Below are 24,342 nucleotides of genomic sequence, written 5' to 3'. Positions count from 1 at the left end.
AGGTGGCGACGAAGCCCAAGACGAAGGCGGAGACGCTCGCGTGGTTGCGGACCATCGCGGGCGAGCTCGCCACCCAGACGCTCAAGCGCCTCGAGGACACGCTGCCGTGGTACGGCGACATGCCCCCGAGCCGCCGGTCGGCCGTGGGCCTCGTCGCCCAGGCGGGCATCTCCTCGTTCATCTCGTGGTTCGACGACCCTCGCTCGACCCCGTGGATCGCCGCCGACGTCTTCGGCGCTGCTCCCCGTGAGCTGCTCCGCTCGGTGAGCCTCCAGCAGACGTTGCAGCTCATCCGGGTGACCGTCGAGGTCGTCGAGGATCGCGTGAAGGACGGCAGCGAGCCGCTCCGCGAGGCGATCCTCCTGTATTCGCGCGAGATCGCCTTCGCCGCCGCCGACGTCTACGCCCGGGCGGCCGAGGCGCGCGGGCTGTGGGATGCGCGTCTCGAGGCGCTCGTCGTCGACTCGATCCTCTCGGGCGAGTACGACGACGAGCTGCCGAGCCGCATCGCGGCGCTCGGCTGGCACGGGCACGGCGAAGTCGCGGTGCTCGTGGGCACGGCGCCGAAGCAGCTTGACGTCGACCACGTGCGCCGCGCCGCCCGGCACATGCACGCCGACGTGCTCATCGGCGTGCAGGGCAACCGGCTCGTGCTCGTGATCGGGCGCTCCGACCCGCTCGGATCCGAGCCGGAGGAGACCATCGGCACGTCGGCCGCACTCACGTTCATGGAGATGGCGACCCAACTGGAGCCGCACTTCGGGCCGGGGCACCTCGTCCTCGGGCATGAGGTGCCCAACCTGGTCGACGCCTCGAAGAGCGCGAAGGCGGCGCTCGCGGGCTTCGCCGTGGCGAGGTCGTGGCGGCACGCGCCGCGGCCGGTGCACGCCGACGACCTGCTGCCCGAGCGTGCGCTCGCCGGCGACCCGCTCGCCCGCGCGACGTTGGTGCACCGCATCTACCGCCCGTTGCAGGCCCACTCGACCGAGCTCCTCACCACGCTCTGGAGCTACCTCGACAACGGCCGGTCGCTCGAGGCCACGGCCCGTGAGCTGTTCGTGCACCCCAACACCGTGCGGTACCGCCTGAAGCGCGTGTCCGACGTGATCGGGTGGGACGCGACCGGAGCGCGCGAAGCGCTGATCCTGCAATCGGCCCTCATCATCGGCTCCATGAGCGACCACGAGCACCAGCCTCGACGCCGTCCAAGCTGACCCGCCACGCGTCGCCAGCCGTGACGCATGTCGGCCACGCACAAGGCTTTCGACGAGAGCTTGTGGCATCGTCACACACGCGCCCCACGCGACCTTGACAGACTAGAGAGCGTGATCGTCGTCGTCTGCCCTGGACAGGGCTCGCAGACCCCCGGTTTCCTCGCGCCCTGGCTGGCCGACTCCGCTTCCGCGGAACGCCTCGCCGGATACTCGGAGGCGGCCGGCGTCGACCTGGCGACCCACGGCACGCAGAGCGACGCCGACACCATCCGTGACACGGCCATCGCGCAGCCCCTCATCGTCGCCGCCGGCCTCCTGACACTGGAGCGCCTGCTCGCCGACGGGCGCCGCGACCGCATCGGCGGCATCGCCGGCCACTCGGTCGGCGAGATCACGGCCGCGGCGGGCGCCGGAGTGCTCGCCGACGCCGATGCCATGCACTTCGTCGCCGAGCGCGGCCGGGCGATGGCGGATGCCGCAGCCCTGGCGCCGACCGGCATGAGCGCCGTCCTGGGTGGCGACGAGTCGGCACTGATCGCGCGGCTCGACGAGCTCGGTCTCGAACCGGCGAACTACAACGGCGGCGGCCAGATCGTCGTCGCGGGGGCGCTCGACGCCCTCGAGCAGCTCAAGGCCGAGCCGCCCGCCGGGGCGCGGGTCATCCCCCTGCAGGTCGCCGGAGCCTTCCACACCCGCTACATGCGTCCGGCCGTCGAGCGCCTCACCGCGGTCGCCGCCGACCACGACGTTTCCGACCCCGGGATCACCCTCTGGACCAACCGCGACGGCAGCTTCGTCACCTCGGGCTCGGCGTTCGTCGACCTCCTGGTGGGCCAGGTCTCGTCGCCGGTGCGCTGGGACCTCTGCATGGAGTCGTTCGCCGCAGCCGGCATCACCGGCCTCATCGAGGTCGCCCCCGCCGGCGCACTCGTCGGCCTCGCCAAGCGCGGGCTCAAGGGGGTTCCGACGGTCGCCGTGAAGACGCCCGACGACCTCCCGGCCGCGATCGAGCTCATCGAGCAGGCCGCCTGAACCGGGCGCGAAGAGAAAGCCGAGCATGACGAAACCCACGCTGCAGCAGTCGCACGGACCCGCCTACACCCGCATCTATGCCGTCGGCGCCGCACGCGGCGAGAACGCCGTGCCCAACGACGACCTGGTCGGGCCGATCAACTCCTCCGACGAGTGGATCCAGCAGCGCACCGGCATCATCACGCGCACGCGCGCCGGCGCCGACGTGGAGGCGCTCGACCTCGCGACGGATGCCTCACGTGAGGCGATCGAGAAATCGGGTGTCGCGCCTGAACTCATCGACCTGGTCGTCGTCGCGACGGTCTCCAACGTGCAGCAGACGCCCTCGATCGCAGCCGTGCTGGCCGACCGAGTGGGCGCGAACCCCGCCGCGGCGTACGACACGAATGCCGCCTGCGCCGGGTACGCCTATGCCATCGCCCAGGCCGACGCGCTCATCCGCACCGGCGGAGCGCACTATGCCCTCGTCGTAGGCGCCGAGAAGCTCTCGAACGTCGTCGACCCGACCGATCGCTCCATCTCGTTCCTCCTCGGCGACGGGGCGGGCGCGGTGGTCATCGGCCCGAGCGACTTCCCCGGCATCGCCCGCACGATCTGGGGCTCCGACGGCTCCAAGGCCGGCGCCGTGGGCATGAACGGCACCCTCACCCAGTTCCGCGATGGCACGGCCGAGTGGCCGACCCTCCGCCAGGAGGGCCAGACCGTCTTCCGCTGGGCCGTATGGGACATGGCCAAGGTCGCCAAGCAGGCACTGGATGCCGCGGGCGTGACCAGCGCCGACCTCGCCGCCTTCATCCCGCACCAGGCGAACATGCGCATCATCGACGAGTTCGCGAAGCAGCTGAAGCTGCCCGACTCCGTCGTGATCGCTCGCGACATCGCGACGACCGGCAACACCTCGGCGGCGTCGATCCCGCTCGCGACCCACCGGCTGCTCGCGGAGCATCCGGAACTCTCGGGGGGCCTCGCCCTCCAGATCGGCTTCGGCGCCGGCCTCGTGTTCGGCGCCCAAGTGGTGGTTCTCCCCTGAACCACCGACCACTGTCCATCTAGACTGTCTCTCGGTCAAACGAGACACCCTCAAGGAGAAGAACCAATGGCATTGTCCACCGAAGAAGTGCTTGCCGGCCTGGCCGAGCTCATCAACGACGAGACCGGCATTGCGACCGACACGGTTGAGCTGGACAAGTCGTTCACGGATGACCTCGACATCGACTCGATCTCGATGATGACGATCGTCGTCAACGCCGAGGAGAAGTTCGACGTCAAGATCCCCGACGAAGAGGTGAAGAACCTGAAGACCGTCGGCGACGCCGTCGACTTCATCGTCAAGGCCCAGGCCTAGTCGCTGCTCGGGCGGGCGCCACGCACCCGTGCCGCCCGCCCGATCACGCAGCCTGTTTCCTCCAATCCACGGAGTGCTTTCGTTATGACCAAGAAGATCGTGATCACCGGCATCGGCGCGACCTCGCCGCTCGGCGGCACCGCGCGCGACAGCTGGAACGCCCTGCTCGCGGGCGAGTCCGGTGCGCGCACCCTCGAGCAGGAATGGGTCGCCGAGCTCGAACTGCCAGTGACCTTCGCGGCGACCGCCAAGGTCCCGTCGTCCGACGTGCTCGAGCGCCACGAGCTCAAGCGCCTCGACCCCTCGAGCCAGTTCGCCCTCATCGCCGGCCGTGAGGCCTGGGCGGACGCGGGCGCGCCCGAGGTCGCCCCCGAGCGACTCGCCGTCGACTGGTCGACGGGCATCGGCGGAGTCTGGACCCTGCTCGACGCCTGGGACACGCTGCGCGAGCGCGGCCCGCGTCGCGTGCTGCCCATGACGGTGCCGATGCTCATGCCGAACGGCCCGGGCGCCGCGATCGGCATGGACCTGCACGCCCGCGCCGGCATCCGCACGGTCGTCTCGGCGTGCGCGTCGAGCACCGAGGCCCTCGTGAACGCCTACGACCACCTGCAGGCGGGGCTCGCCGACGTCGTGATCGCCGGCGGCTCGGAGGCCGCGATCCACCCGCTGCCCATCGCCGCCTTCGCGTCGATGCAGGCGCTGTCGCGCCGCAACGACGAGCCGGCCATCGCCTCGCGCCCCTACGATCTCGGCCGCGACGGCTTCGTGCTCGGGGAAGGCGCCGCGGCGCTCGTCGTCGAGACCGAGGAGCACGCCAAGGCCCGCGGCGCGCGCATCTACGCCGAGCTGCTCGGCGGCGCGGTCACGAGCGACGCGTACCACATCACCGCCCCCGACCCCGAGGGTTCGGCGGCGGCGCGCGCGATGAAGGCGGCCATCGAGGGTGCCGGGGCGTCCCTCGCCGACGTGCAGCACATCAACGCGCACGCCACGAGCACGCCCGTGGGCGACATCGCCGAGTACAACGCGCTCCGTCGCGTCTTCGGCGACGCGCTCGACGGCATCGCCGTCACCGCGACGAAGGCGTCCACCGGGCACCTGCTCGGCGGTGCCGGCGCGATCGAGGCGCTCTTCACGGTGCTCGCACTGCACGAGCGCACCGCGCCGCCCACGATCAACCTGACCGAGCAGGACCCTGAGATCCCGCTCGACGTCGTCACGTCGCCGCGTGCGCTGGGCGACGGCGAGGTCGTCGCGATCTCGAACTCGTTCGGCTTCGGCGGCCACAACGCCGTCGCAGCCTTCCGCACCGCCTGAGCGGATGCCGCGGGCGCGAGCCTCATAAGAAGACCCCGGTCGCCGTTCAGCGCCGGGGTCTTCTCGTCATGGTCCGCGGGTTTCGCTCCACTCGACGCCGGGAATGGGACATCCGACCTCGCGTCACGCCGCCCGCGGACCGCGCCGCCTCAGCCCACCTGGTGCAACCAGACGACCGGGGCGAAGTCACTCGCGTGGCGGAAGGGTTCGAGCTCGTCGTCCCAGGCCTGGCCGAGCGCCAGCCTGAGCTCGCGGTGGAGCTCGACGGTGTCGTGCCCGGCCACCTCCATCGCGTAGCGGATGCGATCCTCGGGGATGACGGTGTTGCCCGCGGTGTCGGTCTGCGCGAAGTACACGCCGAGCTCGGGCGTGTGCATCCAGCGGGCACCGTCGGAGCCGGGTGTCGGATCCTCGCTCACCTCGAAGCGCAGCTGCTCCCAGCCGCGCAGCGCCGAGGCGAGCTTGGCGCCGCTTCCGGCCTCGCCCTCCCAGTAGAACTCGGCGCGCATGAGCCCGCGATAGACCGGCTGCTCCGACCAGTCGAAGTTCACCGCCGTGCCGAGCGCACGGCCTGCAGCCCACTCCACATGCGGGCAGAGCGCCCGCGGCGAGGAGTGCACGAACAGCACGCCTCGCGCGGCGCGCTGGGCCCGCGTGACCTTCTCCGCCATCTCCGTCTCCGTTCTCGAGGTGCGTCTTCCCCTACGACCTCGGAACCGCCGGATGGCGAGTGTTCGATTGTGGACGGCGAGCCGTCATGGGCGATTATGCCGTGGAATCCCGCGCAGGACAAGGCTCCGCGCCGTCCGGAGCGCCGCCGGCGGGGTCGCTGCCCGGAACACTATGCTCGGTGAAGCGTTTCTCATCCCTCAGGGAGGCACTCCATGGCCGTGCGCGATGCACTGCTCGCACTGCTCACCGCCGGACCGGCGTACGGCTTCCAGCTGCACGGCGGGCTCACGGTCCGCACCGGCGGCCGCCGGGTGGTGAACGTCGGCCAGACGTACGCGACGCTCGAACGGCTCACCAGGCAGGGGCTCATCGAGTCGGCCGGATCGACGAGCGACGGCCTGCCGCTGCATCGGCTCACCGCAGCTGGCGAGGGTGCGGCGACGGCCTGGCTCGGTGGGGCGGATGCCGCGGGCGGGGACCCGTGGGACGAGACCGTCGACCGGGTGCTCGTGGCGTGGTCGCTTCCAGGGTGCGATGCCGCGGCCGTCGTGTCGGCCGAGCGCGAGCGGTGGGCGCAACGCCGGGTCGAGGCATCCGAGGCGGCTGCGGCCACGGCCGACGGCTCGGACGTCGACCGCGAGGCGAGCGGCGAGGACGGGTCGGCTGCCCGGCGTGCCGAGGCTGCACTCGGCCGGCTCGCGGCATCCGCTGAACTGCACCGAACTGAGGCGGCACTCGACTGGCTCGACTCGCTCGCCGGCACGGCGCGGCTGCCCTTCGCCCCGAGCACCGATCGACCGAAGCGCGGCCGGCGACCCGGGGGGCCGGCCGAGGGGGTGCCCGAGCCCCGTGGCTCCGAGCCTCAGCCGGCCGACGCGTAGCTGTCGACGATCGCGAGGTCGAGGGGGAACTCCACCGGGAAGTCGCCGAACAGCAACCGGCCGGCACCCTTCGCGGCCGTCTCCACCGCTGCGGCGACCTCGTCGGCCAGCTCGCGAGGCGTGTGCACGATGATCTCGTCGTGCAGGAAGTACACGAGGTGCGGCGCCCGCTCGAACACGGGGCCGGAGGCGGTGGCCCGCGTCACGGATGCCGGCGGCCCCGCGCCGATCTCGGCCAGGCGCCCCCGCAACGCCGCCATCCAGCACAGCGACCACTCGGCGGCGCTCCCCTGCACCACGAAGTTGCGCGTGAAGCGCCCCCAGTCCCTGGCCGAGGATCGGGCACGGCGTTCGTCGGCAGCGGTCGCGTCGGGCTGGCTCGCACGAGACTGCACCGCCCGCCAGTCGGCGGACGGCAGCGGTGAGGATCGACCGAGCAGGGTGCTGACGGAGCGACCGCGTTCACCGTCGCGAGCCGCACGGTCGACGAGCTGCATGGCGCGTGGGAACGCGCGCGCGAGTCGTGGAACCAGGCGACCGCTGTCGCCCGTGGTCGCGCCGTACATGGCACCGAGGATCGCGATCTTCGCCTCGTCGCGCGTGGCCACCACGCCCGAGTCGACGAGGCCGCGATAGAGGTCGCGACCCCGGCCGGCCGTCGCCATCGATTCGTCGCGCGCCATTCCGGCGAGCACCCTCGGCTCGAGCTGCGCGGCGTCGGCGACCACCAGGGTCCATCCAGGGTCGGCGACGACCGCGGCGCGCACGTTCTTGGGCAGCTGCAGCGCTCCCCCGCCAGAGGTCGCCCACCGTCCGGTCGCGGTGCCGCCCGGCACGTACTCGGGTCGGAACCGACCGTCGGCGATCCACTCGTCGAGCCAGGACCAGCCGTTCGCGCTCAACAGGCGGGCGAGCTTCTTGTACGCGATGAGCGGTTCGATCGCCGGATGGTCGTGCTCACGGAGCTCCCAGCGAGACGTGGAATCGACCTGGATGCCGGCTCCCCTGATGGCACGGAGGAGGTCGACCTGCGAGTCGAGGTTCAGGCCAGGTGCCCCCAGGTCGAGCCGCACCCGCGCGGCGAGCTGGTCCATGCGCGCCGGCTTCCGTCCCTGGGACGGCCGCGGGCCGAGTTCGGCCTCGAGGACGCCCTCGTGCACCGTGCGGTTCCACGGCAGCCCGGCCGCGCGCATCTCGAGGGCGATCAGCGCCCCGGCGGACTCGGCCGCGAGCAGCAGGCGCAGGGCGCTCGGATCGTCGCTCGCCTCGACGAGGGCGAGCTGGCGCGCGAGCTCGTCGAAGACGGCCCCCGCCGCGGGCCGGCCGGTCGGCGCGACGCGAGGCGCCGTCGTCGGGGCGGCGACCGCCTCGGCGGGTGCGTCGAGCCCGCTCAGTGCGTCGAGGTCGAAGAGCGCGCTGTGAGCGGCGCCCGCGGGCGAGGGGCGTGGTTGGCCGCCGACGTCGGACCCGGCCTCCGCGGGGCCGGCCGGCATCCAGTCGGGACGGGGATATCGCCCGCTCGACCTCGCCTGTTCGGTGGCCACCGCATGGTCGAGGATCGCCGCGCACAGCCGAAGGTCGTGGCAGCGCTCGACCCGCACTCCGGCATCGAGCAGCACCGGATAGGAGGCACGCGCGTCGACCCACACCCAGCGCGGACGATGCTCGGCCTCGAGCCGGCGCATCACCTCGGGCAGGTTCTCGTCGCCGCCGACCGCGATCGGCTCCGACCGACGGTCGGGGTCGATGAGGACGACGCGACCCGACTCCCCCGCTGCGACGACCACCTGCACCTCCCCATTCTCGTGGGCGCCGGTGACATGACCGACTCACGCGCACGCCGATGTCGGCGGCGACCGTCACGATGGAGCCATGGAACGGCGAGACGGGCGAGCATGGTCGCGGTGAGCTTCCGGTGCGGGCACGGTGCCGGCGTCGACGATCCGGGCGCGGTGCGGCTCGGCCGCGTGTGCCCGCTCTGCATGCTCATCGACGAGACGCATCGCAGCCGCGGCGAGCTGCTCGGCCGGGTCGCTCCGGCGCAACGACGCGCGCTCGCCCACGAGACGCGCGTGGGCGCCGCATACGACTGGCGGTGCGCTCGCGGCCACGATCGCTACACGGCCTCGGTGCGCGAGGTGCTCACCGGACCCGGATGTCCGAAGTGCGGCACCAACGCGGCCGGCCCGAGCTCCGTTCGGGAGGCCGGGTTGGCCTACATGAATCCGGGACTGCGCACGCGCACGTCGCAGACCGAGCAGCGGCTCCGGATGCTGCTGGCCGAACGCATCCGGCTCCACCACGGCGTCAACGCGGTGCGCATCGCGCGCACGTTCTACGGACGCCAGGAGGTCTGGCCCGACATCCTCGTGCCGCAGCTGCGCATCGCGATCGAGTACGACGACCCGGGGCGCTCCCGACGGGCCCACAGCGGCCTGAAGCAGGGCTCCGACGTGGAGAAGGACGAGGCGCTCGCCGAGGTGGGCTGGGAGGTCATCCGCATCCGCGCCGGCGGGCTCGAGGCCATCAACGCGAACAGCATCGTGTGCCGCGCACTCGGCCCGACCGTGATCGACGCGGTGGTCGCACGCATGCGGGAGCTCCGCGGCGACGAGGCCGTCGATGCGCTCGTCGTCGCACCGGCGCACCGGGCGGAATGACGACCGCCGCCGGGCTCACCGCGAGGTCGTCGCTGCGCGGGGCGTCGAGCCCTGCGCGGCGAGGAACTCGCGCCACGTGACGCTGCCACGCTGCGCGTCGTCGCCCGCGAGGTTGGCGCCGTCACGATAGGCACGACCGACGGCTCCCGGCATCCGGATCGGAAGGCGGCGGCGCATCCGTCCGCCCTTCGCGTCCACGAGTGCGGCGGCGAGCTGCGGGATGTCCAGGACCTCGGGTCCGGCCAGGTCCGCAACGCGCCCGGCGGGGCGGCCGAGAGCGATCCCTGCGAGGCGCGCGGCGACGTCGCCGACGTCGACAGGCTCGAACCGGAGGCCGCCGGGCACGGGAAGGAGGGGCAGCTTGGCCATGCCACCCACCACCGGGAGGACGAAGTCGTGGAGCTGTGCGGCGCGGAGCACCGACCACGGCACGCCGGATCCGGCGATCGCCCGCTCCGCCTCCGCCTTGGCGCGGAAGTAGCCGATCGGCATCCTGTCGGCGCCGATCACCGAGATCAGGATGAGGTGACGCACGCCGGCATCGCGAGCCGCAGCGGCGAGGTTCCGCGCCGCGACGTCGTCGCCCTTCGCACCGCCGGCCAGGGGGAGGACGACCTCCACGCCGTCGAGTGCTGCGGCGAGTCCGCGTCCGGCGACGGTATCGCCTTCGACATGATGGATGCCGGGCGCCGCCTCACGCGGGTGGCGGGTGAGGATGCGGAGGTCGCGGCCCGCCTCGCGAAGCAGTGGGACGACGCGGCGGCCGATGGTGCCGGTCCCGCCCGTCACGAGCAGAGGTGCGTTCATGATGGTGTTCCTCCCGTGTCACAACCGAGGGCGTTCCCTCGTCGACATCACGACGAACGACCTCGAGGAGATGTGACATGACCGACCGAAGGATGTTGGCCCGCCGGTTCGAGACCGAGCGGCCCCGGCTGCACGCCATCGCGACACGGCTGCTCGGCTCCCCCGCCGACGCCGATGATGCCGTGCAGGAGACCTGGCTCCGACTCGAGCGCGTGGACGTCGACGGCATCGAGAATCTCGAGGCCTGGCTGACGACCGTGGTCTCGCGCGTGAGCCTCGACCTGCTCCGCGCCCCGCGCCGGAAGCGCGAGCACTCGTGGCAGGTCGAGCCGTGGCGGGACGAGCCCGTGGCGCTCGAAGCCGATCCGGCGGAGCTCGTGGCACGAAGCGACCAGGTGAGCGTGGCGCTGCTCGTGCTGCTCGAGACCCTCAGCCCTGCCGAACGCATCGCGCTCGTGCTCCACGACGTGTTCGGCCGCTCCTTCGACGAAGTGGCCGACGTGCTCGACCGCTCCCCCGAGGCGGCGCGCCAGCTCGCGTCTCGAGCGCGTCGCCGGGTGCGCGGCGCCGAGAGCCCGGCCCGTCCGGATCGCGACCGAGGCCGGCGCATCGTGGATGCCTGGCTCGTCGCCGCGCGTGACGGCGACGTGCGGGCCCTGCTGGAACTCCTCGACGACGGCGCCGTGTTGCGTGCCGACTACGGCAGCACCGTGCAACTGGTCGAGGGCGCCCAGGCCATCGCCGGACAGGCGGTGCTCGCCGGGCGGTTGGCTGCGCACTCGACGCCCGTCCTCATCGACGGCCGACCCGGCGTCGCGGCCATCATGCACGGCCGGGTCGTCTCGATCATGGCGTTCGAGCTCGACGGCGACCGGATCGTCGGGCTCGACGTGCTCGCGGACCCTGCCCGTTTGGAGGGCCTCGATGTCTCACTCTATATCTCTTGACAGTAATATTACTGCTGAGTGATACTAGGGCTATGATCGCCTCACTGAGCGCCCTGGCCGAGCCGAACCGGCTCGCCATCGTCGAGCTGCTCCGCGACCACGGGCCGCACTCGGTCGGCGAGATCGCCGGCACACTCGACCTGCGCCAGCCGCTGGTCTCCAAGCACCTCCGGGTCCTCAGCGACGCCGGCATGGTCGCCGCACGCATCGACGCCCAGCGTCGCATCTACGACCTCCAGGAGGCACCGTTCCGCGAGATCGACGGATGGCTCGACTCCTTCGCCGCGGTCTGGGCAGGCCGCCTCGACCGTCTCGACGCCCACCTGCGTCGCAGCGAGGACCCCTCATGACCGCCCTCCGCATGGTCAAGGACCTCGAGCGGCGCGAGATCACCCTCGAACGCGAGCTCGGCGCCGACCCCGAGCGCGTGTGGCGTTCATGGACCATCGCCGAGGAGCTCGAAGCGTGGTGGGGGCCGGAAGGCTGGTCGACCACCGTCCGCGCGCTCGACGTGCGTCCGGGCGGGCTGTGGCACTTCGGCATGGGGCCGGTCGCGAGCACGGAGCCCGAAGTGTGGATCCGCTCGATCTACAGCGAGGTCATCGAGCATGCGATGCTCGCGTACGTCGAGGGCTTCTCGGATGCCACGGGCGCCGACCTCGACCCCGAGTCGCAGGCCGTCACCGTGGAGTTCTTCGGGCTCGACCCCGGCCGCACCCGGCTCGTCCTGCACACTCGGTTCCCCTCCGTCGCCCGCCTCGAACGCGTCGCCGCCATGGGGATGCTCGACGGATGGAGAACGGGATTCGACCGCCTCGACCAGCACCTCGCGAAGGGAACACCGTCATGAGCAACAACACGCATGCCCGCGGTGGGAACGCCATCGCCGCCCCCGCGACCTCGACCGTCGTCTCGGCCGACGGAACCCGCCTGACCACGCAGGCCGTCGGCACCGGCCCTCTCCTCGTGCTCATCGACCCCGCCATGGCGACCCGGCGCGACTCCGCCAAGCTCACGACCGCGCTCGCGCCGCACTTCACGATCGTCGGCTACGACCGCCGCGGTCGCGGCGACAGCGGGGACGCCGATCCGTCGGGAACGGATGTCGCCAACGAGGTCGCCGACGTCGCGGCGGTCATCGCGGCCCACGGCGGCCGGGCCATCCTCTTCGGCAGCTCGTCGGGAGCGGTGCTCGCGCTCGAGGCTGCTGCGCGGCTCGGTGACGCCGTCACGGGCCTCGTGCTCTACGAGCCCCCGTTCATCGTCGACGACAGCAGGGCCCCGGTACCGCACGACCTGCCCGGTCGGATCGCCGCGGACGTCGCGGCCGGCCGGACCGGCGCGGCATCCGCATCGTTCTTCACGGAGGCCGTCGGTGTGCCGCCCGCCTTCGTGGCGATGATGCGCCTCACGCCGATGTGGCGGCGGGCGAAGCGCATCGTGCCGACCGTCCGCTACGACTTCGCCGCGCTCGAGGGCCTGCAGGACGGCCGGCCGCTCCCGGCCGATCGCTGGAAGGGCCTCGCGGCGCCGGGCGTCGTCGTCGTCGGGTCGCGCAGCGAGCCGTTCTTCCACGCCGGTGCGCGATCGCTCGCCGACGTGGCGCCCTCCATCGAGTTCGAGGTGCTCGACGGCGGCCATCACGGCACGCCCATGATGTCGCCCGCTCCCCTCGTCGAACGGATGATCGCCCGCTTCGCGAACCGCTGACCCGATGCGCGTCCCGGTCAGTCGGTGGTGAGCAGCACCTTGACGGCTCGCCGTTCGTCCATCGCCCGGTAGCCCTCCGCAGCCTCTTCGAGGGGCAGCGACAGGTCGAAGACCTTGCCGGGGTCGATCCTGCGGTCCCAGATCAGCTGGATCAGCTCGGGGAGGAACCGGCGCACCGGGGCCGGTCCCCCGTGCAGGTGCACGCCCGAGAAGAAGAGCTCCTGCCCGTCGAGCGCGACGTCGTGGGCGACGCCGACATAGCCGACGTGCCCGCCGGCGCGCGTGGCGCGGATCGCCTGCATCATCGACTCCTGCGTGCCCACCGCCTCGATGACGCTGTGCGCCCCGAGCCCGTCGGTGAGTTCCCTGATCTTCGCGACACCGGCATCCCCGCGCTGCTCGACGACGTCGGTGGCCCCGAACTCGCGGGCGAGCGCCTGCCGGTCGGCGTGGCGGCTCATCGCGATGATCCGTTCCGCGCCCAGCTCCCTGGCCGCGAGGATGCCGAGCAGGCCGACCGCGCCGTCGCCGACGACCGCCACGGTCTTGCCGGGGCCCGCCTGCGCGGCGACGGCGGCGAACCACCCGGTTCCGAGCACGTCCGATGCGGCGAGGAGCGACGGGACCAGGTCGGGGTCGGGCTGGGCGGGAGTGGCCACCAGGGTGCCGTCCGCGAGGGGAATGCGGGCGTACTCCGACTGTGCGCCGGTCGGCGCGCCCGGCTGCCGGTGGACGCAATGGGACTGGTAGCCGGCGCGGCAGATCTCGCAGGTGTTGTCCGACGCGAAGAACGACCCGACGACGAAGTCGCCGACCTTGACCTGCGTGACCTGGTCGCCGATCTCGGTGACCACGCCGACGTACTCGTGGCCCATCGGCGTGCGGTCCACCGGCTCGGCGCCGCGATACGGCCAGAGGTCCGATCCGCAGATGCAGGACGCGCTGAGGCGGATGACGGCATCGGTGGGCTCGACGATCGACGGATGCTCGCGGTCTTCGACGCGGACGTCGCCTGGTGCGTACATGATCACTCCACGCATGGGGTGCTCCTTCGTGTTGAGGGTGAGGGTGAAGGTGAGGGGTGTTCGTTGCAGGAGCCCGCAGCTCAGTGGAGGGCCGGCTCGGCCGTGGGCGTCGACGGCGCGGCCACCGTCGACCGCGGCCTGCCGAGGGCGGCGAAGGCGACACCGGCAAGCGCGACCGCGGTCACGGCGACCACGCCGAGGGGCAGGATGTTCGTGGCCCCGGCGATGCCGACGAGCGGCGCGGCGACCCCGCCGAAGCCGAAGCGCACCATGCCGAGCAGTGACGATGCCGTGCCGGCGACCTGCGGGTACCCGACCAGGGCGATCGTCGTCGCCGGCGGGGAGGTGATCGCCACGCCGCCCACCAGCGCGAACAGCGACGCGAGCACGACCCACAGCGGCACGGCGCTCAGGCCGGCGGCGAGCAGGCCCGCCGCGCCGAGCCCGGCGGCGGCGATCCCGATCGTGAGGGTGCCACGGACGCTCCAGCGTTCGGAGGCGCGGCCGGCGAGGTATCCGAAGACCATGAAGCCGGCCGAGTTCAGCCCGAATGCGAGCGCATACTCCTGCGGCGTGAGTCCGTAGACGTCCTGCAGCACGAAGGTGGCTCCGGCCAGGTAGGCGAACAGCGCGGCGTAGAGGAAGCCCTGGTTCAACACCGCGCCGACGAAGACGCGGTCGGCGAGCAGCATCCGGAAGTCCCGGATGGTGTGTGCGAAGCCCCCGGCGGTGCGACGTTCGAGGGGCAGGGTCTCGCGGAACACGACGAGCGTGACGACGAGGATCGCGACGCCGATCAGGGAGAGGAGCACGAAGAGTCCCCGCCAGTCGGTCATCGTGTTCAGCAGCCCGCCGAGGAGCGGCCCGACGACCGCGGCGAAACCGCCGATCACCGTCAGCCGGCCGTAGAACCTGATGAGCGCCCCGCCCGAGTAGACGTCACGGCCCGCGGCCTGCGCGATGACGATCCCGACTCCGCCGGCGAGCCCCTGCACCAGGCGCGCGGCGATCAGCAGCTCGATCGTCGGGCTGATCGCGCACAGGGCGGACGTGACGATGTAGGCGAGGATGCCGATCAGCAGGATGCCGCGGCGGCCGAACCGGTCGGACAGCGGGCCCGCGATGAGCTGGCCCGCGGCCAGTCCGACGAGGCACGCGGTGATGGTGAGCTGCGCCACGGAGGTCGCGGCGCCGAGCTGCGCCGTGAGCGCGGGCAGCGCGGGCAGGTACAGGTCCATCGAGATCGGCCCGAACACCGTGAGGAGCATGAGCAGTGTCGGCAGCCACCGGCTGTGCGAAGGCCGCGGGGCGAGAGCGTCGGGAAGCATGTGCACCAGCCTGCTCGCGGGTCATCGCGCTCGGGAGTCCCGGACGGAACGTGTACTGGGAGGGCACCCCTCGCGGAAGCCGCGCGACGTACGCTGGCGGAATGGACAACCGATCCGAGGTTCGCGAATTCCTGATGTCGCGCCGCGCCCGGCTCGCGCCGGAATCCGCGGGCGTGATCACCGGCGGCAATCGACGGGTTCCCGGCCTGCGGCGGAGCGAGGTCGCCTCGCTCGCCGGCGTCAGCGTCGAGTACTACGCCAAGCTCGAGCGCGGCGCGATCGCCGGGGCATCCGCCGCGGTGCTCGACGCGGTCTCCCGGGCTCTGCAGCTCGACGACACCGAGCGCGCCCACCTGCTCGACCTGGCGCGCGCCGCTGACGGCATCCCGTCATCCGGCCGGATGCGCCGCCGTGCCACGCGCGCCTCGATGCCGCGGCCGAGCCTGGACTGGGCGCTCTCGGCCATCACCGAGGGGGTCGCGTTCGTCCGCGACCAGCGACAGGACCTCATCGCGACCAATGCGCTCGGTGCGGCCTTCTACTCCCCCGTCATCGGCACGAACGGCCGCACGCCCAATCTCGCCCGATTCCAGTTCCTCGACCCGGCAGCCCGCGACTTCTACCCCGACTGGGACCGGTTCGCCGAGATGTGCGTCGCGATCATGCGCGCCGAAGCCGGACGCGACCCGCACGACAAGGGACTGCAGGACCTCGTCGGCGAGCTGTCCACGCACAGCGAGACGTTCCGTACCCTCTGGGCGGCGCACAACGTGCGCACCCACGGGACGGGGACCAAGCGGTTCAACCATCCGCTCGTCGGCGAGCTCACCCTGGCGTACGAGGAGCTCGCCATCACGGCGGAGCCCGGCCACGTCCTCCTCATCTATACCGCGGAACCCGGCTCCCCGTCGGCGGATCGGCTCAGGCTCCTCGCATCATGGAGCATGGAACACCCGATGTCGACGTCGAGGCAGTCGTCCTGACCTCAGCCCTGTCGCAGGCCGTTCTTCTCGAGGTCACACGTCCGTCATGTGCTGCGGCTACGTTGCCGGAAACGATCGGAGGTGCGGCATGCACGCGATTCACGGGTTCGACGTCATCGAAGCGGGCGAAGGAAGGTGGGACATCCAGCTCCGCGAGAGCTTCTCGGTCGCGGGCCACGTCTGGCACACGGCATCCGCCTTCGTGGTCTGGGACTGGGCCGACCGCCAGGTCGGCGTGTTCGACTCCCTGCCCCGAGCGCTTCAGGCCCTGGCGACGCTGGAAACGGCGAGGTAGGCGGCCGGAGCCTGCGCGGTCGGCCGTCGGCCCGACCTGCCCACGAATCGCGCGGTATCGGACACCGCCGCCGTCAGGAGGGTGACGAGCCGATCGTCGCGATCCCCGACGCACGCCCGCGCGATCCCGTCGACCGCGCCGGTCACGATCTCCCGGCACTGCTGGGCGCTCATGCCGCGGCGTCCTGGACCGACGTTCTCGATGAACCGGATGGCCCAGGCATCGGCTGCCGGTGCGGTGCGAAGGGCGGCCTCCGCGAGCTCGCACGTCTCCGTGGTGAGCTCGTCGTCGCGGTCCGCGAGGCCTCGGAGCGCCATGCGCAGCCCCACCGCCTGCGAACGCTGGCGCTCCTCCGCGGCGACGGGCAGGGCGGCCGCGGCGGCTCGGGCAGCGAGGAGGACGTCGAGCAGCGGGTCGTCGCTCGTCAGCCCGATGACGGTCGGGATGAACGGCGTGAGCCGGGCACGGCCGGCGTCGCTCACGGAGTCGTTCACCAATCGCGCGAGGTGCGCCAGGGTGCCGTTCGTGCACGCGGGATGGTCGCTCCAACGCTCCCCCGCGAGGTACGACGCGAATTCCATGAAGCAGGCGCCGCGCCGTGGTGAGCGGTGCCGACCCGGGGAGAGCATCGGCAGGACATCGGGTTGGGCGATCGCGTCGCGCATGGAACCTCCCTGGACCCCTCCACTCTGCGCCTGTCAGTGCCGTGATTCAAGTGCCTCGATCGGATGCCGCTCAGGCTGAGGTTCGGATGCGGACCTCGCGCTCCATCCGCTTCTCGTGGCGCTCCCGTCCCTTGACCGCCTCGACGTCGCGGTTCTTCGGCGGCGCGTTCGTCACGAGACCGTCGAGCAGTCGTCGGGTGGCCTGCGCGATCTCGTCGATCGCCCGGTCGAACGCTTCGGAGTTCGCCCGCGAGGGGTGCGTCGATCCGCTGACCTTTCGCACGAATTGCAGCGCGGCCTCACGCACCTCGTCATCGGTCGTCGGCGGCTCGAAGTTGTGGAGCACTCGGATGTTTCGGCACATGCGAGCGACGATACCCGGAGGGCGGTCCGCCTTGAAGCCCCCCGGCCCGCGTCAGCCGAGTGCCGGTGGGATCGTCTTGCGCATCACCGTCTTGCTCTTGCCGATGTGGCGCTCGAACGTGAAACCGGCCTTCTCGAACATTGCCCTCGTGCCGTTGTGGAGGAATGAGGACGACGTCTTCTTGCCCGGGACCAGCTCGTTGGGGAACGAGACCACCTCGCCTCCGCCGGCCTGCGCGATCAGGTCGAGCGCGCCGTCCAGCGCCTCCCGGGCCACCCCCGACCGTCGGTGGTCGCGGTCGACGAAGAAGCAGGTGATGCGCCAGGGTGCCGGTGCGGTCTCGCCCGCGTCGTACTGCTTGCGGTGGTAGATGTTCGGCAGTTCGACCGGACTGCCGTACCCGCACCACGCGATCGCATCGTCGCCGTCGAAGACGAGCGCGGCATGCGCGACGCCCTCCGCCACGAGTCGCTGCTTGAACGTCGGCCGATCGACCTCGTCCTTGGCGGTGTGCTCGGTGTCGTCGTGGAAGTACGTGCAGTAGCAGCCTCCCCAGACCCCGTTGTGCTTCTGCGCGAGCGCCAGCCACGCCGGGAAGGTCTCGGGGGTGAGCGGCTTGATCACGTGGGCCGTCGCCGGCACCTCGTCGTCGTCGGCCATGGCAGACTCCTCGCCTCTGTGCTGCCAGTCTGCCGATCGGCACCGACGTTCGACAAGGCCGGCACGGTCACCTGCCGCCCGCTGCCGTGCATTCGGGGTGAGGCGGTCGCCGGCGTCGTATCGTGGAAGACGGGAGTTCCGACGCCGCGAGGGAGGTCGAGGATGAGCGACGATCCCCAGCGCGCCGCGTGGCAGTATCGGCTCGATCGCACCGCCCGTGACGAGGCGATCGCCCGTGGCGAAGCACCCGATGTCGCCGATGCGGCGGCGGAACAGGCTCGACCGTTCACGCAGGCGGAGCGGTCGGCGTACGTGGAGAACGCGATCCAGCAGGCGATCCGTCGAGGCGAGTTCGACCACCTTCCCGGCGCCGGAAAGCCCCTCGAAGGACTGAACGGGCAGCACGATCCCGACTGGTGGATTCGCCGCAAGATCGAGCGCGAGCAACTGACCGGATTGGGTCCACCGGCGCTCACCCTGCGGGTCGAGAACGGCCAACTCGAGGCCCGCCTGGATGCGATGCACCGTGAATCCGAGATCCGCGAGGCCGTCGAGGACTTCAACCGGCGCGTGATCGAGGCGCGACGCCAGCTGCTCGGCGGCCCACCGGTGATCACCCCGACGCGGGATGCCGATGCGGAGGTCCGTGCGTGGCGCGAGCGGCGCGAAGTCCGACAGCGCCAGGCGATCGAGGAACGCGCACGCCTCGAGCGTGACCAGAAGACGCCACGCACTCCGTGGTGGCGCCGTCGCGGCTGACGATCCGGTCGCCCCTCGCTCTGGAGTCGCCCTATTGGATCGGCCGAAGGGGTGGGATGATCGATCGTCCGTCGCCGAACGGCGACTCGAGGAGTGTCATGCGCGACTGGTCCCAGTTCGAATTCCCGGCGCGGGTGCCGGGACCGGATGCCCACCGCCCCGAGAACCGGTTCACTCGGTGGTTCCTCGAGCACACCGTGCAGCCGGCGGGGCCGGAGGTCCAGGAGTCGAGCGTCGAGCAGCATTCCTGGTGGAAGGTGATGTGCCTGACCGGTGTCGACTACTTCTCCACGCTGTCCTACCTTCCCGCCATCGCGATCGTGGCAGCCGGCGCCGTGTCGCCGATCGCCACGCTCCTGATCGTGGCCCTCACGCTGCTCGGGATGCTCCCGATGTACCGCCAGGTCGCGAAGGAGAGCCCGCACGGCCAGGGTTCGGTGGCCATGCTCGAACGGCTGCTTCCGTTCTGGCGCGGCAAGATCGTCGTGCTCGTGCTCCTCGGCTTCGTCGCGACCTCGTGGATCATCACCATCACCCTCTCCTCGGCGGATGCGACGGTGCACCTCATCGAGAATCCACTCGTGCCCGAAGCACTCAGCGGTCAGGCCGTCGCCATCACGATCGTCTTCCTGCTCGTGCTCGGCGGTGTCTTCCTCCTCGGGTTCACGGAAGCCGTCAACGTCGCGATCCCGCTCGTCGCCGTGTTCCTCGGCCTCAATGCCGTCGTGATCGCGACCGGCCTGGTCGAGATCATCGACCACCCGGCCACCATCACCGACTGGTGGGCCGCCCTCACCAGAGGCGGCGGGGGCTTCACCGACATCATCGTCCCGGCCATCCTGGCCTTCCCGCTGCTCGTGCTCGGCCTCTCCGGCTTCGAGACCGGCGTGAGCATGATGCCGCTCGTCGCCTCCCGGGGAACGACCCCCGAAGAGCGGCTCGCCTCGAGGATCCGGAACACGAAGAAGCTGCTCACGGCGGCGGCCGTGATCATGAGCGTGTTCCTGATCACCAGCAGCCTCGTCACCACCCTGCTGATCCCGGCGGACCAGTTCGAACCGGGCGGTCAGGCGAACGGCCGTGCACTCGCCTACCTCGCCCACGAGTTCTTCGGCGATGCCTTCGGCACCGCGTACGACATCAGCAGCATCCTCATCCTGTGGTTCGCCGGCGCGTCCGCGATGGCCGGCCTGATCAACATCGTGCCCCGGTACCTCCCCACGTACGGCATGGCTCCCGACTGGAGTCGCGCGGTCCGCCCCGTCGTGCTCGTGTACACCGGAATCAGCATCGCGATCACGGTGGCCTTCCAGGCAGACGTCGACGCCCAGGCCGGCGCCTACGCCACGGGCATCCTGGCCATGATGGTCTCGGCGTCCGTGGCGGTGCTCATCTCCGCCCTCCGTCGCCGACGGGGCCCGGCGATCCTCGGATTCGCGGTGCTGACCGTGGTGCTGGGATACGCGCTCGTCGACAACATCATCGAGAAGCCCGACGGACTCGCGATCTCAGCCATGTTCATCCTCGGCATCGTCGTGGTGTCCATCGTGTCGCGGGTCTCTCGCACCACCGAGATCAGGGCCGACCGGATCGAGTTCGACGAGACGGCCCGGCGCTTCATCCGGGATTCCCTGATCCATGACGGGCGGCTCAGTCTCATCGCGAACCGTCCCGGCGTCGGAGACGCCGCCGAGTACGAGCAGAAGGAACGCGCACAGCGCCGGCTCAACCCGGTGCCGGGTCGGGCGGACGTCATGTTCCTCGAGATCCACGTCGTGGACCCGTCCGAGTTCCGCGAGGTGCTCCACGTCCGGGGCGTCGACGTCGACGGCCATCGCGTGCTCCGTGCCGACAGCCCCGCCGCTCCCAACGCGATCGCCGCGATCCTCGTCGCGATGCGGGATGCCTCGGGCGTCCTCCCCCACGCGTATTTCGAGTGGTCCGAGGGGAACCCGCTCGTGCACATGGTGCGCTACATCCTGCTCGGGCGAGGCGACACGGCCCCTGTGGTCCGCGAGATCCTGCGAGAGGTCGAGAAGGATCCGGCCGAGCGGCCGACCATCCACGTCGGCGGTTGAACGCGGGTCGCTGACGTGCACTCGAGCTGCCTGAGCAGATTCGGCCTCGCAGGGACGGAGCGTCCCCGTGTCGCCGGTGCGTGCGACCATCGGCAGGACGGACGATCGGTGGGAGGGCAGGATGCGCGGCGCAGCGACCGTGTTGCACGCGGATCTCGACGCGTTCTACGCCTCGGTCGAGCAGCGTGACGCGCCCGAGCTGCGCGGCAGGCCGGTCATCGTCGGCGGCGGTGTCGTGCTGGCGGCGAGTTACGAGGCGAAAGCCCGTGGAGTGCGCACCGCGATGGGCGGTCGGCAGGCGCGCGACCTGTGCCCCGATGCGGTGGTCGTTCCGCCACGGATGGACGCGTATTCCGCCGCCAGTCGAGCCGTGTTCGCGATCTTCCGGGACACGACGCCGCTCGTCGAGGGTCTTTCCATCGACGAGGCGTTCCTGGAAGTCGGGGGGCTCCGACGCATCTCGGGCACGCCCGAGCAGATCGCGGTGCGATTGCGCGAGCGGGTCCGCGCGGAGGCCGGGTTGGCCATCTCGGTGGGGATCGCACGGACGAAGTTCCTCGCGAAGGTGGCGAGCGCGGTCAGCAAGCCCGATGGGCTCCTGGTCGTCGAGCCTGAGCGGGAGCAGGAGTTCCTGCTCCCGCTGCCGGTGGAACGCTTGTGGGGGGTCGGTGCAGTCACCGCGGAGAAGCTGCATCGGCTCGGCATCCGCACCGTCGGGGAACTGGCAGAACTCGAAGCGGCGACCGCTGAGAAGCTGCTCGGCAAGGCGACGGGAGCGCATCTGCACGCGCTGGCCCGGCTGCGGGACCCGCGCCCGGTCGACACCACGCGGCGCCGGGGCTCCATCGGTTCTCAGCGCGCGCTCGGCAGCCGCCCGCGCTCGCCCGACGAACTGGACGTCATCCTCACCCAGATCGTCGATCGGCTCGCCCGTCGCCTCCGCGATGGGGACCGGGTGTGTCGCACGGTCGTGCTGCGCCTTCGCTACGGGGACTTCGCGAAGGCCACGCGGTCGCGCACCCTCGGCTCCGCGTCCGACCGCACCGCCGTGCTGCTCCCCATCGCGCGAGGGCTGCTCGCCGGGGCGCAGCCCGAGATCGTTGAGCGCGGCGTCACACTGATCGGGGTCTCACTGTCGCAGCTGGCGCGCGCCGACAGCCTCCAGCCGGAGCTGCCCATCGACTGGGACGACGGGGTCCGCCTCGACACGGTGCTGGACGCCGTACGCGATCGATTCGGCACGGCGTCGGTCGCGCGAGCTGCGCAACTCGGTCTCGACCCGGGCTGGTCATCGCCGCGGTTGCCCGAACACGAGTGACAACGTTCGACGACGCGGCGTCGCCCCCCGGCCGGATCCAGCGCGCCGCTCGGGTCATCCGCCGGGTGGGGCTCAGATTCGCCGCAGCTCACCGCGCACGATTGAATCGCCCGAGTGCGCCGGGTCGCCGTCGACGGGTTCGGCCGAGACGTCGACCAGGGTGAACTCGTCGAGGTCGATGCCGTCGGGCACCACGAAGCGGCCCGTCGCCCCTTCGAGCAGTCCGAGGCTCACGAGCCCCGAGGCGTCGGACCGGATCAGCCAGACCTCGCGCACGTCGGTCGACGGAACCTCGGCGTCGAGGTCGACGACGATCGACCTGGCGCCGTCATCGTCCTCCTCCAACGTCGCCGAGCCGGTGGCCGACCAGCCGGGAAAGGCGTCGAGCGCGGCGATGGCGACGACCGTCTGGGGGGCTGGCCGGGTTCCGAACCCGCCGCTCAGGCCGGCGCCGATGGCGATCCCCGCCACGATGCCCACCGCGGCCGCCGCCGCGGCGACGGGCCACCAGCGCTGCGCCCGGCTTCGGCGGAGCGGCGTGACCGTTGCGGTCGGCGGCTCCTCCGCGGGTCGAGTCGCGTCGGTCGGCGGCGCCGCGATCGGCTCCGCGGGCGTGGGCGCGAGGGCGTTGGGCGCGAGGGCGTCCGCAGCGAGTGCGTCGACAGCGAGCGCGTCGACAGCGAGCGGATCCGCAGCGAGCGGGTCGGCCGCGAGCTCGGGTGCCAGCGACAGCTCCTCGTGGATCGCCGCCCACACCGACGATGGAGGCGCTTCGAGGCCACGTCGCGGCGCACCGGTCCGGCCGAGCTCGACCGTGCGCGCCAGCGCCTCGTACTCCGCGCGGCACGCGTCGCAGGTGTCGAGGTGCGCGCGGGTGTCGCCCTCGGGGCGTACGCCGTCGAGCGCGAGGGTCGCGAGGTCGTCAGGCTCGATGTGGGCCATCGTCCACCTCCCATCGCGTCCTCAACCTGGTGAGGCTCCGTCGCACATGACTCTTCACCGTACCGACCGGCAGTCCCAGCGTCTCGGCGATCTGCGAGTGGCTGAGCTGGTCGTAGAAGGCGAGTTGCATGACGCGTCGAGGGACCGGCTCGAGCCGGTCGAGCTCCTCGGCGACCATCACCCGGTCGGCCACGTCGTCGACGGCCTCGGGCCGAGCGGATGCCTCGGCCACGAGCGCCTCCTCGAGTCGCCGCGTGCGCGAGCGTGCCTCGTGGGCGTCCGCGATGCGGTGGCGCGTGATCCCGACGATCCAGGCGCTGAGCGCCGAGCGGGAGTCGTCGAAGCCCGAGCGCGTGCGCCAGGCGGAGATGAACACCTGCTGCGTCACGTCCTCGGCGTCGGTGCGGTCGCCGAGTGACCGCAGGGCCAGCCGGAACACGAGCGGCGACCAGCGGCCGTACGCCTCGCGAAGCGCCCATTCGTCGCCCGCGGCGAAGGCGGCCGCGAGGGCGTGATCGTCGACCGATCCGGGAGCCACTGCCTCGCCCAGGTGACGCTCACCTCTTCGCGATCGTCGGGGCCGCACCTCGGGGGTTGTCGCACGCACCGGGGTGGCGACCATGCCCTGCCGTGCTTCGACCAGCATATCGATCCTCCACGTCACTCCGCCGGGGTGGCGGTCAGCACGAGATTGCTGAGGTAGTGGCGGTTCTCGTAGTCGAACTCCCCGCCGCACGTCACGAGCGTGAGTCGCGGTGGACCGGTGCGGTCGAAGGCGGCGTTCCAGTCGACGTCGGCCTTCTCGACGACCTGCACGGACTGCACGGCGTACGGATGACGCGTGCCGGCGGCATCCGTCACGAAGATCTGCGTGCCGGCCAGCGCGTCCTTCAGGCGCGCGAACGGGAGCAGGTCGTACTCGAGGGAGTCGACGTGGGCCGCGATCACCGTCGAGCCGGCGGGGCTGGCCGGAGCCGGCCCCCACCGGTACCACGCGGCGATCGAAGGATCGTCGAACAGCCCCATGCGGCCCTGGTCGTCGAGCCCGACTGGTCGCACCGCGACGTCGATGCCGAGGTCGGCGATCTCGATCCGGTTCGGCGCCGGCGGCGCGATGGTCCGATTGTCCTCGAGCGCTGCCGACCTGCGCGGCACCGCCGGCACCGCCGGCTGCGGGAGCGGCGAGCGAACGGTGAGGTCGGGAGCGGTGGTCGCGGGTGGCGGCGCCGACGTCGGTACCGCGCCCGACCCTCCGACGCAGGCGCACAGTGCGGAGAGCACGGTGGTGGCCGCGACCAGGGAGACACCCGCCCTGGCCGCAGCCATGATCCGCTTCG

Annotated in this window: 27 protein-coding genes; 16 read left to right on the top strand and 11 right to left on the bottom strand. The window is 71.5% G+C overall.

Features of this window, described 5'->3' with window-relative positions; translation table 11 throughout:
• The first annotated feature begins 2 nt into the window (after positions 1-2).
• From AC1DZA_RS12440 to AC1DZA_RS12420, 5 genes are all read left to right on the top strand, one after another.
• Positions 3-1,214 carry a PucR family transcriptional regulator gene (locus AC1DZA_RS12440; protein WP_476772973.1) on the top strand — a complete coding sequence of 404 codons (1,212 nt, stop codon included), beginning with the start codon at positions 3-5 and terminating at the stop codon, positions 1,212-1,214.
• Positions 1,215-1,325: 111 nt separating this feature from the next.
• On the top strand, positions 1,326-2,246 hold the full coding sequence (locus tag AC1DZA_RS12435; RefSeq protein ID WP_476772972.1) for an ACP S-malonyltransferase: 921 nt from the start codon (positions 1,326-1,328) through the stop codon (positions 2,244-2,246).
• Positions 2,247-2,271: 25 nt separating this feature from the next.
• Positions 2,272-3,276, top strand: a complete 1,005-nt coding sequence (locus AC1DZA_RS12430) for a beta-ketoacyl-ACP synthase III (protein ID WP_476763523.1) — start codon at positions 2,272-2,274, stop codon at positions 3,274-3,276.
• Positions 3,277-3,342: 66 nt separating this feature from the next.
• Entirely contained in the window at positions 3,343-3,591 is a 249-nt protein-coding gene (locus tag AC1DZA_RS12425; protein ID WP_056731598.1) for an acyl carrier protein, read from the top strand.
• Positions 3,592-3,675: 84 nt separating this feature from the next.
• Positions 3,676-4,911, top strand: a complete 1,236-nt coding sequence (locus AC1DZA_RS12420) for a beta-ketoacyl-[acyl-carrier-protein] synthase family protein (RefSeq protein WP_476772971.1) — start codon at positions 3,676-3,678, stop codon at positions 4,909-4,911.
• Positions 4,912-5,060: 149 nt separating this feature from the next.
• Here the strand turns inward: AC1DZA_RS12420 and AC1DZA_RS12415 are convergent, their stop codons facing one another.
• Entirely contained in the window at positions 5,061-5,582 is a 522-nt protein-coding gene (locus AC1DZA_RS12415; protein ID WP_309978435.1) for a DUF3145 domain-containing protein, read from the bottom strand.
• Between the two features lie 213 nt (positions 5,583-5,795).
• On the opposite strand from AC1DZA_RS12415, the gene AC1DZA_RS12410 reads away from it, so the two are divergent.
• Entirely contained in the window at positions 5,796-6,464 is a 669-nt protein-coding gene (locus AC1DZA_RS12410) for a PadR family transcriptional regulator (protein WP_476772970.1), read from the top strand.
• Here AC1DZA_RS12410 and AC1DZA_RS12405 read toward each other — a convergent pair.
• Positions 6,446-8,257: a bifunctional 3'-5' exonuclease/DNA polymerase gene (locus AC1DZA_RS12405; protein WP_476772969.1), complete on the bottom strand. Its 1,812-nt coding sequence runs from the start codon at positions 8,255-8,257 to the stop codon at positions 6,446-6,448. The two genes, AC1DZA_RS12410 and AC1DZA_RS12405, sit on opposite strands and share 19 nt — an antisense overlap.
• 102 nt (positions 8,258-8,359) lie before the next feature.
• Here AC1DZA_RS12405 and AC1DZA_RS12400 point away from each other — a divergent pair, with 102 nt between their 5' ends.
• Positions 8,360-9,124, top strand: a complete 765-nt coding sequence (locus AC1DZA_RS12400) for a hypothetical protein (RefSeq protein WP_476772968.1) — start codon at positions 8,360-8,362, stop codon at positions 9,122-9,124.
• A gap of 15 nt (positions 9,125-9,139) precedes the next feature.
• Here the strand turns inward: AC1DZA_RS12400 and AC1DZA_RS12395 are convergent, their stop codons facing one another.
• Complete coding sequence (locus AC1DZA_RS12395) at positions 9,140-9,931, bottom strand: SDR family oxidoreductase (RefSeq protein ID WP_476772967.1); 792 nt, start codon at positions 9,929-9,931, stop codon at positions 9,140-9,142.
• A gap of 77 nt (positions 9,932-10,008) precedes the next feature.
• On the opposite strand from AC1DZA_RS12395, the gene AC1DZA_RS12390 reads away from it, so the two are divergent.
• Genes AC1DZA_RS12390 through AC1DZA_RS12375 form a run of 4 tightly spaced genes read left to right on the top strand, consistent with a single transcriptional unit; the run spans position 10,009 to position 12,588 of the window.
• Positions 10,009-10,878 carry a sigma-70 family RNA polymerase sigma factor gene (locus AC1DZA_RS12390; RefSeq protein ID WP_476772966.1) on the top strand — a complete coding sequence of 290 codons (870 nt, stop codon included), beginning with the start codon at positions 10,009-10,011 and terminating at the stop codon, positions 10,876-10,878.
• 32 nt (positions 10,879-10,910) lie between these two features.
• The gene (locus tag AC1DZA_RS12385) at positions 10,911-11,228 is read left to right on the top strand and encodes an ArsR/SmtB family transcription factor (protein ID WP_476772965.1); all 318 of its coding nucleotides are present in this window, start codon (positions 10,911-10,913) and stop codon (positions 11,226-11,228) included.
• The gene (locus AC1DZA_RS12380; protein WP_476772964.1) at positions 11,225-11,728 is read left to right on the top strand and encodes an SRPBCC family protein; all 504 of its coding nucleotides are present in this window, start codon (positions 11,225-11,227) and stop codon (positions 11,726-11,728) included. The genes AC1DZA_RS12385 and AC1DZA_RS12380 overlap by 4 nt, the downstream gene beginning before the upstream one ends.
• The gene (locus AC1DZA_RS12375; RefSeq protein WP_476772963.1) at positions 11,725-12,588 is read left to right on the top strand and encodes an alpha/beta fold hydrolase; all 864 of its coding nucleotides are present in this window, start codon (positions 11,725-11,727) and stop codon (positions 12,586-12,588) included. The genes AC1DZA_RS12380 and AC1DZA_RS12375 overlap by 4 nt, the downstream gene beginning before the upstream one ends.
• A gap of 17 nt (positions 12,589-12,605) precedes the next feature.
• On the opposite strand, the gene AC1DZA_RS12370 is transcribed toward AC1DZA_RS12375, so the two are convergent.
• Both AC1DZA_RS12370 and AC1DZA_RS12365 read right to left on the bottom strand, forming a co-directional pair.
• Positions 12,606-13,628, bottom strand: coding sequence for a zinc-dependent alcohol dehydrogenase family protein (locus tag AC1DZA_RS12370; protein ID WP_476772962.1), 1,023 nt, complete (start codon positions 13,626-13,628; stop codon positions 12,606-12,608).
• Positions 13,629-13,693: 65 nt separating this feature from the next.
• Positions 13,694-14,941 (bottom strand): multidrug effflux MFS transporter, encoded by a 1,248-nt coding sequence (locus AC1DZA_RS12365; protein WP_476772961.1) that lies wholly within the window; start codon positions 14,939-14,941, stop codon positions 13,694-13,696.
• Between the two features lie 101 nt (positions 14,942-15,042).
• On the opposite strand from AC1DZA_RS12365, the gene AC1DZA_RS12360 reads away from it, so the two are divergent.
• On the top strand, positions 15,043-15,924 hold the full coding sequence (locus tag AC1DZA_RS12360; RefSeq protein WP_476772960.1) for a helix-turn-helix transcriptional regulator: 882 nt from the start codon (positions 15,043-15,045) through the stop codon (positions 15,922-15,924).
• 88 nt (positions 15,925-16,012) lie between these two features.
• Positions 16,013-16,219, top strand: a complete 207-nt coding sequence (locus AC1DZA_RS12355) for a hypothetical protein (RefSeq protein ID WP_476772959.1) — start codon at positions 16,013-16,015, stop codon at positions 16,217-16,219.
• On the opposite strand, the gene AC1DZA_RS12350 is transcribed toward AC1DZA_RS12355, so the two are convergent.
• The 3 genes from AC1DZA_RS12350 to AC1DZA_RS12340 all read right to left on the bottom strand — a co-directional run bounded on the left by AC1DZA_RS12350 (position 16,186) and on the right by AC1DZA_RS12340 (position 17,908).
• Positions 16,186-16,884, bottom strand: coding sequence for a hypothetical protein (locus tag AC1DZA_RS12350; protein WP_476772958.1), 699 nt, complete (start codon positions 16,882-16,884; stop codon positions 16,186-16,188). The two genes, AC1DZA_RS12355 and AC1DZA_RS12350, sit on opposite strands and share 34 nt — an antisense overlap.
• A 70-nt stretch (positions 16,885-16,954) precedes the next feature.
• On the bottom strand, positions 16,955-17,248 hold the full coding sequence (locus AC1DZA_RS12345) for a DUF2277 domain-containing protein (protein WP_476772957.1): 294 nt from the start codon (positions 17,246-17,248) through the stop codon (positions 16,955-16,957).
• Positions 17,249-17,299: 51 nt separating this feature from the next.
• A complete protein-coding gene (locus AC1DZA_RS12340; RefSeq protein ID WP_476772956.1) occupies positions 17,300-17,908 on the bottom strand; it encodes a GNAT family N-acetyltransferase in 609 nt (202 codons plus the stop codon).
• A 162-nt stretch (positions 17,909-18,070) separates the two neighbouring features.
• Between AC1DZA_RS12340 and AC1DZA_RS12335 the strand changes: the two genes are divergently transcribed.
• The 3 genes from AC1DZA_RS12335 to dinB all read left to right on the top strand — a co-directional run bounded on the left by AC1DZA_RS12335 (position 18,071) and on the right by dinB (position 22,063).
• Positions 18,071-18,667: a DnaJ family domain-containing protein gene (locus tag AC1DZA_RS12335; protein ID WP_476772955.1), complete on the top strand. Its 597-nt coding sequence runs from the start codon at positions 18,071-18,073 to the stop codon at positions 18,665-18,667.
• A 98-nt stretch (positions 18,668-18,765) separates the two neighbouring features.
• Complete coding sequence (locus AC1DZA_RS12330) at positions 18,766-20,745, top strand: APC family permease (protein WP_476772954.1); 1,980 nt, start codon at positions 18,766-18,768, stop codon at positions 20,743-20,745.
• A gap of 121 nt (positions 20,746-20,866) precedes the next feature.
• Positions 20,867-22,063 carry a DNA polymerase IV gene (gene dinB / locus AC1DZA_RS12325; protein WP_476772953.1) on the top strand — a complete coding sequence of 399 codons (1,197 nt, stop codon included), beginning with the start codon at positions 20,867-20,869 and terminating at the stop codon, positions 22,061-22,063.
• A 72-nt stretch (positions 22,064-22,135) separates the two neighbouring features.
• On the opposite strand, the gene AC1DZA_RS12320 is transcribed toward dinB, so the two are convergent.
• The 3 genes from AC1DZA_RS12320 to AC1DZA_RS12310 are packed head-to-tail and all read right to left on the bottom strand — an operon-like array spanning position 22,136 to position 24,331.
• Positions 22,136-23,005 (bottom strand): anti-sigma factor, encoded by an 870-nt coding sequence (locus tag AC1DZA_RS12320; protein WP_476772952.1) that lies wholly within the window; start codon positions 23,003-23,005, stop codon positions 22,136-22,138.
• Entirely contained in the window at positions 22,986-23,651 is a 666-nt protein-coding gene (locus AC1DZA_RS12315) for an RNA polymerase sigma factor (RefSeq protein ID WP_476772951.1), read from the bottom strand. The genes AC1DZA_RS12320 and AC1DZA_RS12315 overlap by 20 nt, the downstream gene beginning before the upstream one ends.
• Before the next feature lie 14 nt (positions 23,652-23,665).
• Positions 23,666-24,331, bottom strand: a complete 666-nt coding sequence (locus AC1DZA_RS12310) for a class F sortase (protein WP_476772950.1) — start codon at positions 24,329-24,331, stop codon at positions 23,666-23,668.
• Positions 24,332-24,342 lie beyond the last annotated feature (11 nt).

The sequence above is a fragment of the Agromyces sp. P2_B3 genome (genome assembly GCF_056404815.1).
Note: the sequence above shows the minus strand (reverse complement) of the source record. Positions and strands in the feature narration are given on the sequence as shown.